This window comes from Sphingomonas sp. (genome assembly GCF_031380695.1).
In the GTDB taxonomy this organism is placed as follows: Bacteria; Pseudomonadota; Alphaproteobacteria; order Sphingomonadales; family Sphingomonadaceae; genus Sphingomicrobium.
On sequence record NZ_JANMWY010000041.1, the window covers coordinates 1 to 11,771 of the forward strand.

At 66.6% G+C, this 11,771-nt stretch carries 9 protein-coding genes and 1 pseudogene; 7 read left to right on the forward strand and 3 right to left on the reverse strand.

Annotated features, from left to right (window positions below; all coding sequences use genetic code 11):
• The 4 genes and pseudogenes from RMN84_RS01480 to RMN84_RS01495 form a co-directional block, all read left to right on the forward strand.
• Window positions 1–803 (forward strand): annotated as a pseudogene (locus RMN84_RS01480) (heavy-metal-associated domain-containing protein); the annotation flags it as partial.
• Complete coding sequence (locus tag RMN84_RS01485) at window positions 800–1,429, forward strand: HdaA/DnaA family protein (protein ID WP_309610437.1); 630 nt, start codon at window positions 800–802, stop codon at window positions 1,427–1,429. The pseudogene RMN84_RS01480 and the gene RMN84_RS01485, both read left to right, overlap by 4 nt.
• A complete protein-coding gene (locus RMN84_RS01490; RefSeq protein ID WP_309610438.1) occupies window positions 1,426–3,570 on the forward strand; it encodes an RNA degradosome polyphosphate kinase in 2,145 nt (714 codons plus the stop codon). The genes RMN84_RS01485 and RMN84_RS01490 overlap by 4 nt, the downstream gene beginning before the upstream one ends.
• The gene (locus RMN84_RS01495) at window positions 3,567–5,036 is read left to right on the forward strand and encodes a Ppx/GppA family phosphatase (protein WP_309610439.1); all 1,470 of its coding nucleotides are present in this window, start codon (window positions 3,567–3,569) and stop codon (window positions 5,034–5,036) included. Before RMN84_RS01490 ends, RMN84_RS01495 begins: the two co-directional genes overlap by 4 nt.
• On the opposite strand, the gene rnd is transcribed toward RMN84_RS01495, so the two are convergent.
• Window positions 5,033–6,214 carry a ribonuclease D gene (rnd, locus tag RMN84_RS01500; protein WP_309610440.1) on the reverse strand — a complete coding sequence of 394 codons (1,182 nt, stop codon included), beginning with the start codon at window positions 6,212–6,214 and terminating at the stop codon, window positions 5,033–5,035. The two genes, RMN84_RS01495 and rnd, sit on opposite strands and share 4 nt — an antisense overlap.
• 163 nt (window positions 6,215–6,377) lie before the next feature.
• Between rnd and aspS the strand changes: the two genes are divergently transcribed.
• Both aspS and RMN84_RS01510 read left to right on the forward strand, forming a co-directional pair.
• Entirely contained in the window at window positions 6,378–8,165 is a 1,788-nt protein-coding gene (gene aspS, locus RMN84_RS01505) for an aspartate--tRNA ligase (RefSeq protein ID WP_309610441.1), read from the forward strand.
• A 77-nt stretch (window positions 8,166–8,242) separates the two neighbouring features.
• Window positions 8,243–8,950, forward strand: coding sequence for a polyphosphate kinase (locus RMN84_RS01510; protein ID WP_309610442.1), 708 nt, complete (start codon window positions 8,243–8,245; stop codon window positions 8,948–8,950).
• Between the two features lie 33 nt (window positions 8,951–8,983).
• On the opposite strand, the gene greB is transcribed toward RMN84_RS01510, so the two are convergent.
• Both greB and RMN84_RS01520 read right to left on the reverse strand, forming a co-directional pair.
• Window positions 8,984–9,487 carry a transcription elongation factor GreB gene (greB, locus tag RMN84_RS01515; RefSeq protein ID WP_309610443.1) on the reverse strand — a complete coding sequence of 168 codons (504 nt, stop codon included), beginning with the start codon at window positions 9,485–9,487 and terminating at the stop codon, window positions 8,984–8,986.
• Window positions 9,487–11,445, reverse strand: a complete 1,959-nt coding sequence (locus RMN84_RS01520; RefSeq protein ID WP_309610444.1) for a lytic transglycosylase domain-containing protein — start codon at window positions 11,443–11,445, stop codon at window positions 9,487–9,489. The genes greB and RMN84_RS01520 overlap by 1 nt, the downstream gene beginning before the upstream one ends.
• Before the next feature lie 97 nt (window positions 11,446–11,542).
• Here RMN84_RS01520 and RMN84_RS01525 point away from each other — a divergent pair.
• Window positions 11,543–11,771 (forward strand): dihydrodipicolinate synthase family protein (locus RMN84_RS01525; RefSeq protein WP_309610445.1); only part of this gene is annotated, 229 nt, incomplete at its 3' end.

Consider the following 11,771-nt stretch of genomic DNA (forward strand, 5'->3'; position numbering starts at 1 on the left):
TGACCATCACCGGCGGCACCCCGACCAGCCTGGAGACGCGCAACGTGTGGCAGCGGGCGTGGGCGGTCTTCCGCACCTCGACCAGCGCGATCGACTATGTCCGGCCCTCCGGCCTCGGCGTCGACCCGCTACTGATCAACGCCGCGCAGGTCGACCGGCCCGGTCGCGGTTGGTGGCGCAACATCATCGATTATTATGGCGCATCGGACGTGCTGGTCGCGGAGGTAAGCCTGAAGCGGCTTTACCCCGGTGGGCCCGCCGTCGCCCATTTCGTCGCCCGCCATGGTCCCGACGGCGCGATCATCGGCTCGTTCGAGGCGACCGATCACAACGGTGGCGATCTGTCGGCGCTGATGAACACCGGCGTGCAAAAGATGGATGCGATGTTCGGCGCCGCCTTTGCCGCCGGCCAGCTGCGCCGCGATTCGTCGCTCGACCTGCCGATCGCCGCGCCGCCGCCGGTCGAGGAAGCGACGGTGGCCGATGTGGCTGTCCCGGCCGAAGCCTTTCAGCTGCTCATTTCGGCGTCCGACGGCGCGGCACTCGCTGCCGTCGAGGGGCAGATCCGCGCCATCCCGGGGGTCGATTCGCTGAACGAGACCAGCGTCGCGATCGGCGGGACGAGCACGATGACCGCGACCTACCACGGCGATCTCGGCGCCTTCCGCGAAGCGCTGGCGTCGACCGGGTGGAACGTCGACATCGTCGGCGGGCAGCTGCGACTGACCCGCGTGCTCGGCCGCCCGGCACCTCCAGTGAGCAGCCCGCCGCCGCCGCAGGCCGCTCCACCCCCAGGCCAATGACCCGTCCCGTCGACCAGATCGCGCTGCCGCTCGACTGGCCGCGGTCGGGCGATGCCGAGCGGTTCATCCTCGGCGACGCCAATCGCGCCGCCTATGATCATTTCCGGCAATGGGCGCTGTGGCCGGTCAAGGCGACTCTGCTGACCGGGCCGCGCCGTTCGGGCCGCTCGCTACTCGCCCGCAATTTCGTCGCCCGTGTGCACGGCCGCCTGTTCGACGATGCGCATGAGCATGACGAAGAAGCGCTGTTCCATGCCTGGAACGCAGCACAGGACAGCGGCCACCCGCTGGTGATCGTCGCCGACGAAGGGCCACCGGCGTGGGCGGTGCGCCTGCCCGACCTGCGCACCCGCCTCGCGATCACGCCGGTGACGCGGATCGAGCAGCCCGATGACGCGCTGTTCGCGGGCCTCATCCAGCTTTATTTTGCCGATCGCGGCCTCCACCTCCCTGCCGAGGCCCTGCGTTACGTCACCACCCGCGTTGAGCGCAGCTACTGGAGCGCCGAGCGAATCGTCGAGGCGGTCGACCGCTTTGCCATCGCCGAGCGCGCCCGCCTGACCATCCCGGTGATCCGCCGCGCGCTCGACCAGGCCGGGCTGATCGGAGTAGGGAAGGCGGCATGAGCGCGCGCGAGGATCTTCAGCCCGATACGCTGGCCGGCTTCGGCCCGGAGCGCTTCTTCAATCGCGAACTGTCGTGGTTGGCGTTCAACCGGCGCGTGCTGGAAGAGGCGGAGAACGCCAGCCATCCGGTACTTGAGCGGCTGCGCTTCCTGTCGATCTCCGGCTCCAACCTCGACGAATTTTTCATGACACGGGTCGCCGGGCTGAAGGGCCAGCAACTGCTCGGGGTCGAGGAACGCTCGACCGATGGCCTGACCCCGACGCAGCAACTGGCGGCGATCGGCGAAGATGCCGATGCTCTGGTCGTGGCGCAGCAGAAGGAATGGATCGTCCTTCGCGAATGCCTGGTCGAGCATGACTTTCACGTGCTCACGTTCGACGACTGCAGCACCGACGAGCGCGGTTGGCTCGACAAGCATTTCCGTGAGCAGATCTTGCCCGTCCTCACGCCGCAGGCGATCGACCCGTCGCATCCCTTTCCGTTTATTCCCAACGGCATGTTCAGCCTGGTCTTCAATCTCGAGACCCCCGGCGAGCGCGAGCCGGTGACTGAGTTGCTGATGATCCCCGCGACCCTGCCGCGCTTCATCCGCCTACCCGGCAGCGGGTTTCGCTACATCGCCATCGAGACGCTGATCCGCAACCAGTTCGACCTGCTGTTCCCTGGCTTCACGGTGCTCGGCAGCGGCGCCTTTCGCGTGCTGCGTGACAGCGACATTGAGGTCGAGGAGGAGGCCGAGGATCTCGTCCGCTACTTCCGCACCGCGATCAAGCGCCGCCGCCGCGGTCGTGTCATCCGCCTCGAATTCCTCGCCGATACGCCCGACGACCTTGAGACGATGGTGCGCACCGGCCTTCACGCCGAAGTCGCGCTGGTCGCCGAGAGCGCCGGATTTATCGGCATAACCGACCTCGCCCTGCTGGTCGAGGCCGATCGGCCCGACCTCAAGTTCACGCCTTACAGCCCGCGCTTTCCCGAGCGGGTGATGGAGCATGACGGCAACTGCTTCGCCGCCATCCGCGCCAAGGACTTAATCGTCCACCACCCCTATGAAAGCTTCGAGGTCGTCGTCGCCTTTCTTCGCCAGGCGGCGGAGGACCCCGACGTCGTCGCGATCAAGCAGACCCTCTATCGCGCCGGCAAACAGTCGGCGATTGTCGATGCGCTGGTCGCCGCCGCCGAGGCCGGCAAGTCGGTCACTGCCGTGGTCGAACTGAAGGCCCGCTTCGACGAGGAGCAGAACCTGCTCTGGGCGAGCCGCCTCGAACGCGCCGGCGTGCAGGTCATCTACGGCTTCGTCGAGTGGAAGACCCACGCCAAAGTGTCGATGGTCATCCGCCGCGAAGGCGCGCAAATGCGTACCTATTGCCACTTCGGCACCGGCAATTATCACCCGACGACTGCGCGTATCTACACCGATTTGAGCTTCTTCACCGCCAGCCGCCGCGCCGCGCGCGATGCGGCCAAGCTGTTCAACCTCATCACTGGCTATGTCCCGCCCAAGGGGCTCGAGCTGCTGACCTTGTCGCCGGTCGGCATTCGCGACAAGATCCTCAGCCTGCTCGATACCGAGATCGCCAACGCCCGCCAGGGCCTGCCCGCCGCGATGTGGGCGAAAATGAACAGCCTGGTCGACCGCATCGTTATCGACAAGCTCTATGAAGCGAGCGAAGCGGGCGTGTCGATCGACCTCATCATTCGCGGCGTCTGCTGCCTCCGTCCGGGGATCGTCGGCCTGTCGTCGCGCATCCGCGTCAAGTCGATCGTCGGCCGCTTCCTCGAGCACTCCCGCATATGGGCCTTTGCCAACGGCTCCCGTCTGCCGAGCCCCAAGGCGCGGGTCTATATTTCGTCGGCCGACTGGATGCCGCGCAACTTCGACCGGCGGGTGGAGTTCATGATGCCATTGGAGAATCCGACGGTGCATGCGCAGGTGCTTGACCAGGTGATGATCGCCAACCTCATCGACAATGAGCAGAGCTGGACGCTTGATCCGTCCGGCACCTACACCCGCGTCAAGCCGGGCAAGCGGCCATTCAACCTCCATCATTATTTCATGACCAATCCGTCGCTGTCGGGGCGGGGCGCCGCGCTCGGCGGCAAGGCCGTGCCTAAGCTGCGTCTGACCCAGCGCGGATGAATCTCTCCCCGGCACGACCCTTCGGCCCAGTCGGAATCATCGACATCGGCTCCAACTCGGTCCGCTTCGTAGCCTATGGCGGATCGCCGCGCGTGCCGAGCGCGCTGTTCAACGAGAAGATCATGGCCGCGCTCGGCAAGGGCATCGCCGAGACTGGCGCGCTCGATCAGGCTTCGATCGAAGCAACGATCGGCGCGCTCGGTCGCTTCCGCCTGCTGGCCAAGGAAATCGGGCTGAAGAAGCTCCACACCGTCGCCACGGCCGCCGTTCGCGACGCCAGCAACGGCGCCGACTTCCTCAAGCGCGTCACCGCGCTGGGGCTAAAGCCGCGCTTGCTGTCCGGCACCGAGGAAGCGGAGCTGTCCGGCCTCGGCGTCCTGTCCGCCATCCCCCGGGCCAACGGCGTCGTCGCCGACCTCGGCGGTGGCAGCCTGGAGCTCATCGGAGTCGCGCGCGGCGCGGCGGGCGAGGGGATTTCACTCCCGCTCGGCGTCCTGCGGATGGGGCCGCAGCCCACCGCCAGCGGGCTGCGTGACACAATCGAGGCGGCGCTGGGTGGTAGCCGGCTGGCGGGTGCGGCCCGAAGCCAGGGCCTGTACCTCGTCGGCGGATCGTTTCGCGCGCTGGCCCAGCTCGACCTGCGCCTGGCCAATCACCCGCTGCCGATCGTCCACGAGCATCGTTTTACGTCCGCGCGCCTTGAGGAGTTGCGAGCAGTTCTGCGTGAGACGCCACTCGACGAACTCAAGAAGCGCACCGGCGTCTCGGCCGGGCGTCTTCCCACCCTGACCGCTGCCGCCGCCCTGTTCGATGCGCTGATCGCCACGCTGGGCCCACGCAAGGTGATCGTCAGCGCGTTCGGGCTGCGCGAGGGGCTGCTCTACCGCGACCTCGACGAAGCGACCCGGCGCGAGGATCCCTTACTCGCCTCGGCACTCGACGTCGGCGAACGGCTCGGCCGGTTCGGCGACCATGGCGCCGCGCTCGACCAGTGGATCGCGCCGCTGTTCCCGAGCGACGCACCAGCCGACCTGCGGCTGCGGCTCGCCGCCTGCCTGCTTGCCGACATCGCCTGGAACGCTCACCCCGATTTCCGCGCCGAGCGTGCGGTCGACATGGCGCTGCACGGCAACTGGGTCGGGATCGATAGCCATGGCCGCGCGGTTCTGGGTCGCGCACTGTGCACCGTGTTCGGCGGTGACGGGTTCAGCGGCCGGATCGCCGACCTGCTCCGCCCCGGCGAGAATGAGCGGGCGGGCGCCTGGGGTCGCGCCATCCGCCTTGCCCAGCGACTGAGCGGCGGCACCGAGACACTCCTCCGCAAAAGTCGGATCGAGCTGACATCCAAGCGCGTGACGCTTACCATCTCCCCTCGCTTCCAGTCGATTTACGCGATTGCGGTCGAGCGCCGCCTGCGCCAGCTGGCAACCGCGATGGGTCGCGAACCGGCGGTCAAGTTCGGTTAAGCCTCGACCACGTCCATAATCGTCCGCGTCATCTTGAGCTTGCCGTTCTCGGTTGCGAACGCCAGCCGTCCCTCGACCAAGTCGAGCGCATCGCGCCCGAATTCCTCGAACCGCCAGCCGGACAATATGTGCAGCTCCTTGCGCACCCCCGCCGCCAGCGCCTCAAGCTCGTCTGACCGCGCGATCAGCTTGGCCGCGACCCCGGTCTCCTTCGACCGGATCTTGAGCAGCAGCTTGAGCAGGTCGCTGACCAGCGCCGCATCCTTCGTCAGCCCCGGCCGGTTCGGTTCGCGCGTTGGCATTTCGTCGGGCTCGATCGGCCGGGCATTGCCGATCGCCATCATCAGCCGCGCGCCAATGTCGTTGTTACGCCACCCCGCCGACAGCCCGCGCACCTTGCCCAGATCCTCCTGGGTCTTGGGCGCGTGCGACGCCAGTTCGCCCAGCGTATCATCCTTGATGATCCGCCCTCGCGGCAGATTCTTCCCGCGCGCCTCGGTCTCCCGCCACGCTGCGATCGCGCGCAGTCGGCCCAGCACCTGCGCATTGCGCCCCGGCAGCTTGAGCCGCTTCCATGCATCCTCTGGCGGGAAATCGAAGCTCGACGGATCGGCCAGCCGCTCCATCTCCTCGTCGAGCCACGCTCCGCGGCCGTTGCGCTTCAGCTTGTCGACCATGCGCGGGAAAATCGTCGCGAGGTGGGTGACGTCGGCGATGGCATAATCAATCTGGCGCTTGTCGAGCGGCCGTCGGCTCCAGTCGGTGAAGCGCGCCCCCTTGTCGAGGCTGTGGCCGAGCATCGATTCGACCAGGTTCGAGTAACCGATCTGCTCGCCATGCCCCAGCGCCATCGCCGCGATCTGCGTGTCGAACAGCGGGATCGGCACCTTGCCGGTCATATTGTGGATGATCTCCAGATCCTGCCCGCCGGCGTGGAAGACCTTGAGCACATCGCGGTTGTTGACCAGCAACTCCAGCAGCGGAGTCATGTCGAGCCCGATCATCGGATCGATCGCCGCCGCCTCGTCGACTGACGCGATCTGGAGCAGGCACAGCTCGGGCCAATAGGTGCTTTCACGCATGAACTCGGTGTCCACGGCGACAAAGTCGTGGGTAGCGAGCCGCGCGCACAGGGCAGCGAGGTCGGCATCATTGTCGATCAGTGGGTGAATCATCATGTCGGCGAGGCCATAGCGGGGCCGCGCCGCCTTGACAAAGCGTGTCGTGCGGGGCGAAGCGGCGCGCCTGTTATTCCTCGTCATCCCCGCGCAAGCGGGGACCCAGCGCAAACAAGAAACTGGGTTCTCGCTTTGTCGGGAATGACGAATTTGAAAGCTAGCCATGCACGCCTACCGCACCCACACCTGCGCCCAACTGCGCGCTGCCGATGTCGGCACCACCGCGCGTCTGTCCGGCTGGATTCACCGCAAGCGCGATCATGGCGGGGTCCTGTTCATCGACCTGCGCGATCATCACGGCCTGACCCAGATCGTCGCCCGCGCCGGCAGCGAGGCGCTCCGCATCCTCGACGGACTGCGCGTAGAATCGGTCGTGACCGTTACCGGCAATGTCGTTTTGCGCGAGGGCGGCGCGGTTAACGCCAAGCTGGCGACGGGCGATATCGAAGTGATCGCCGACATTGTCGAGGTGCAGTCGTCAGCCGCCGAACTCCCGATGCCGGTCGCTGGCGAGGCTGAATACCCTGAGGAAATCCGCCTCAAATACCGCTATCTCGACCTCCGCCGTGAGCGGCTTCACGCCAATATCATGCTGCGTTCGGCGGTCATCGCGTCGATCCGTAACCGCATGATTGCGCAGGGCTTTACTGAGTTTCAAACCCCGATTCTGACCGCGTCCAGTCCCGAAGGCGCGCGCGATTATCTCGTGCCGTCACGCGTTCACCCCGGCAAATTCTACGCGCTCCCGCAGGCGCCGCAAATGTTCAAGCAGCTGCTGATGGTCGCCGGCTTCGACCGCTATTTCCAGATCGCGCCCTGCTTCCGCGATGAAGATGCCCGTGCCGACCGCTCGCCCGGCGAATTCTACCAGCTCGATTTCGAGATGAGCTTCGTGACGCAAGACGACGTGTTCAACGCGATCGAACCGGTCCTTGCCGGACTGTTCGCCGAATTCGCGAATGGTAAGTCGGTCACCGCCTCGGGCGACTTCCCGCGCATTCCCTACCGCGAAGCCCTGCTGAAATATGGCAGCGACAAGCCCGACCTGCGCAACCCGCTGCGCATTGCCGATGTCGGCGCGCATTTCGTCGGTTCGGGCTTCGGCCTGTTCGCCGGTCTCGTCGAAAAGGGCATGTCGGTCCGCGCCGTGCCCGCCCCGAACACCGCCGAGAAGAGCCGCAAATTCTTCGACGAGATGAACGACTGGGCGCGCGGCGAAGGGTTCGCCGGCCTCGGCTATGCCACCCGCAAGGGCGGCGAATGGGGTGGCCCGATTGCCAAGAACCATGGCACGGAGGGCATGGACACGCTCGCCGCCGAGCTTGGGCTCGGCCCCGACGACGGCCTGTTCTTCGCCGCCGGTCCCGAAGCGAAGGCCGCCAAGCTCGCCGGGCTCGCCCGCACCCGCGTCGCCGAACAGCTCGGACTGATCGAGCAAGGCAGCTTCAAATTCTGCTGGATCGTCGACTTCCCGATGTTCGAATATGACGAGGAGGCGAAGAAAGTCGACTTCAGCCACAACCCCTTCTCGATGCCGCAGGGCGAGCTCGAGGCGCTCGAGACGATGGACCCGCTCGACATCCTCGCCTGGCAGTATGACATCGTCTGCAACGGCGTCGAACTCTCCTCGGGCGCGATCCGCAACCATCGCCCGGACATCATGTACAAGGCGTTCGAGATCGCCGGCTACACGCGCGAAGAAGTCGACACCAATTTCCCCGGCATGATCGGCGCGTTCAACTATGGCGCTCCGCCGCACGGTGGCTCCGCGCCCGGTATCGACCGCATTGTCATGCTGCTGGCGGGCGAGCCCAACATTCGCGAAGTCGTGCTCTTCCCGATGAACCAGAAGGCCGAGGACCTGCTGATGAACGCCCCCGCGCCCGTCAGCGACAAGCAGCTGAAGGAACTGTCGATCCGGGTCGTGAATGACGGTCCCAAGATCGGTTGAACCGCCATCGGCCGATTGCGTTGCCGTTGCTGTTGCGATACGCATATTGAGTGGATTTAACGGAAATTGAACGAGCGATGGGCGGCGACGAGTCGCCCGGGCAGACTGAGCATCTGGCCAAACGGTTGGCCCGGCTGCAGCTCGCCCAGATCGTCCACGGCCACCGCGCGATCATCCTGTTCGAAGGATGGGAGGGCAGCGGCCGCCGGACCGCGCTGCGCCGCCTCGCGTCGCTGTGGGATCCGTGCCATTTCGCGGTCCATTGCGAGGACGGCGATGATCGGGGCCGCCACTGGCTCGCCCGCTACTGGCAAAGCCTGCCGTCCGCCGGAACGACCGCCCTGTTCCACCGCAGCTGGTGTCGCCACCTTGCCGACCAGCGCGCGCTGGGCGCGATCGACGACAAGGCTTGGGCCCGCCGCTGCGACGAGGTCAACGAATTCGAAGCCCAGCAGCGCGACCATGGCACGCTGATCGTGAAGCTGTTCTTCGACGTCAGCGTCGGCGTCCACGCCGACCGCCTCGCCGAGCGCGCCGCCGACCCGTGGCGAAGGTTGCTCAAAGCTTCGGACGCCGCGCCCACCCGCGCCGCGCTCGAAGCGACTTGGGCCGAACTGCTTCAGGCGACCGACACCCGCTGGGCGCCGTGGACGCGGATCGATGGCAACGACGGGAAGGCGGCACCGGAGCACGCCCTTGGGGTCATTGCAGAGGCACTGGAAAAGACGGTGCCGATGGAGCCTCCCGTTGCCGAACCAGCGCTCGCGGGGTTGCAGGTCGCCTAGAGCATCGCTCGGCACAAAACAGGATCGGGGGCATCAGTCCGGGTAGCTGATCGCCATCACCTCATAACTCTTCTCGCCCGCCGGCAATCGCACGACCCGCTCATCCCCGACCTGGGCTCCGATCAGTGCCCGCGCGATTGGCGCGGTCCAGTTGATCCGGCCCGCACTCACATCCGCCTCATCCTCGCCGACCAGCGTCAGCACCCGCCGCTCACCCTGCTCGTCGACCAGTTCAACCGTTGCCCCGAAGCGCACCCGGTCGCGCTCGACCTGCGCCGACGGATCGACCTGCTTCGCCTGTTTCATCACCCTCGCAAGATGGGAGATCCGCCGGTCGATCTCGCGCAAACGCTTACGACCATAGATGTAGTCGCCATTTTCCGACCGGTCGCCAATGCCCGCCGCCCACGAAATCGTCTCGACCAGTCTGGGCCGCTCGGTCCCAAACAGCTGGTCATATTCGGCGCGCAGCCGCTTGAACCCTGCCGGCGTGATGAAGCGGGGAGGGCGGCCACCCTCCTCGTCGGCATCGGCCATCAGCCGGGCCGCGACTTGCCGAGATATTGCGACAGATGGATCGGCCCGGCCGGGATCAGCGTCGGGTTGAGCCGGTCATACACTACGCTGTTCTCCAGCACACGCTGGACATAGCCGCGCGTCTCGGTGAACGGGATATCCTCGATCCAGCGGATCACATCGACCCCCGGCTGGCGCGGGTCGCCATTGGCAGCGATCCAGCGGGCGACATTGGTCGACCCGGCGTTGTAGCTGGCAACGGCGAGCGGATAGCTGCCGCCCCACCGGTCAAACAGGCGCGCGAAGTAAGCGCTGCCGAGCATCATGTTGTAGGCCGGATCCGACGTCAGCCGGTATCCGTCATATTCAATGCCCATCTTGCGCGCTTGCTCGACCGCAGTGGCGGTCATTAGCTGCATCATCCCGCGCGCGCCCGCGCCGCTGACCGCATTGCGGTCAAAACTCGATTCTTGCCGCGTGATGCCATGGGTGAGCGACCATGCCCGGCCGGTGGCGGCGACGCTGTAGTTGGGAAACGCCGGCTTGTAATAGAAGGTTGCGCCCTTGATCCGCGCCGATCGCGCCGTCCACACGCCGAGGTCGGGCCGGGACAGCGCCGTGCCCAGTTCCGCCGCCAGCACCCGGTCGGCATCGCTGTCGACCGCCTCGGACAGCGCCCGCACGAACAGGGTCTGCTCGTCGCGCCGTCCGCTTGCCCCGAGCGCCCGCATCGCCCGCACGATCCGCCGCTGCTGGAAGGCCGAGCGCTGGGCGTCGGTCACCAGCAGCGTCGGTGCGGCCCCCGGCGCCGGCACCGGTCGCGCCAGCCGCTCCAGCGCCAGCTGCCCGTAAAAGCTCTCCGGCACCGCCGCCGCCCGTTCGAAATAGCTGCTCGCGCTCAGCAACTGCCCGGACATGGTCGCCGCGCGCCCCGCCCAGTAATTGCCCTTGGTCATTACTTGCAGCGACCGGCCGCCGCGCGAATAGCGGTCGAAGAGCGGGAGCGCATCGGCTGGCCGGCTCAGGTAAGCCATTGCCATCTCGCCGCCGAGCCAGGTCAGGCTCGTATAATCGTCGCGCACCGGTAGCGGCTGCAGCGCGACATCGGCCCCGGCGGGGAAAATATCGTCGACCTGACGCGCAATGTTGTAGGCCGTCTGATACTGCCGCTCCGCCGCCGCTCCGCGTGCCATCAGCAGTACGAAGTCGAGATAATCAGCGACATTGGCCGGTCGCGCGGTGAATTGGTGCGGCTGCGCCAGCAGATAACGCGCACCCGTGTCGCTCCCCGCCTCGTGCAAGTATCGCGCCCGCTCGAACAGCAGCCCGGCGTCGCTCGCGACCTGCGGTGCGACTGCGGCATAGCGCGTCTCTACATCCGGCGACCGGTTGAGCAGCGCGATTCGAGCAGTGAACGCCGCCTGCCGCGCCGAGGTCGCCCACGCCAGCATCCGCTGCGCATCGTCGGCCTTGCGCGCGAACAGCATCGCATCGACGCGCTTGTCATAGTCGGCGGTCGTCATCTGCGATGCGAAGCGCTGCATCAGGCTCGCCTCGTCGGTCGCGGTCAGGTCGGCCTTGGCCAGCGCCGACCGCGCCGCCGCCGCCGCCTCGATCGGCTGGGCGGTCGCGGCATAGGCCTCGGCCAGACGGGCAAAGCCGTTGCCACTGACCGGCGGGGTCGTGCGGAAGAAGGCGATGACACTCGTCGCGCTCTCGCCGGCGCGCATCTGCCGCTCCGCCGCGCGGCGCATCGCCGTCTCGCCCGGCCAGCCCGGATTGGCGATCAGGAAGCGGGCATAATCGCCGAACGCATAGCCGTCGCTCGCCCGCAGCCGCCGCCAGTCGGCGAGCGAATAATCGATATCGCTCGCCACCGAATAACTCGGCGTCGACGGGAATGTCAGGTCGATCGCCTGCATCGACCCACTCGCCGCGCTGGCGAGCAGGACCGGGATCAGGAATGCGGTACGCCTCATGCTGGACATCATGCGACCGTGGTCCTTATCAGGCGGTGAACAATTGCTGCGGCGCACACCCTATGGCGCGGCGGACTCGACGAAAAGGACTAGCGTGATGTTTTCCGGCTCGATTCCGGCATTGGTGACTCCATTTGCGGCAGGACGTGTTGATGAAGAGGCGTTCCGAGTCTTCGTCGACTGGCAGATCGCCGAAGGATCGAGCGCGATCGTGCCGTGCGGCACCACCGGCGAAGTGCCGACCCTGTCGAACGAGGAGCAGCACCGTTTGTTCGTCCTCGCGGTCGAGACGTCGAACGGCCGCGTGCCCGTCATCGCCGGCTGCG

Coding starts and splice junctions, on each gene's coding strand:
- RMN84_RS01495 (WP_309610439.1), top strand. CDS start 3,567: ATGAATCTCTCCCCGGCACGACCCTTCGGCCCAGTCGGAATCATCGAC.
- RMN84_RS01485 (WP_309610437.1), top strand. CDS start 800: ATGACCCGTCCCGTCGACCAGATCGCGCTGCCGCTCGACTGGCCGCGG.
- aspS (WP_309610441.1), top strand. CDS start 6,378: ATGCACGCCTACCGCACCCACACCTGCGCCCAACTGCGCGCTGCCGAT.
- RMN84_RS01510 (WP_309610442.1), top strand. CDS start 8,243: ATGGGCGGCGACGAGTCGCCCGGGCAGACTGAGCATCTGGCCAAACGG.
- rnd (WP_309610440.1), bottom strand. CDS start 6,214: ATGATGATTCACCCACTGATCGACAATGATGCCGACCTCGCTGCCCTG.
- RMN84_RS01490 (WP_309610438.1), top strand. CDS start 1,426: ATGAGCGCGCGCGAGGATCTTCAGCCCGATACGCTGGCCGGCTTCGGC.
- RMN84_RS01520 (WP_309610444.1), bottom strand. CDS start 11,445: ATGAGGCGTACCGCATTCCTGATCCCGGTCCTGCTCGCCAGCGCGGCG.
- greB (WP_309610443.1), bottom strand. CDS start 9,487: ATGGCCGATGCCGACGAGGAGGGTGGCCGCCCTCCCCGCTTCATCACG.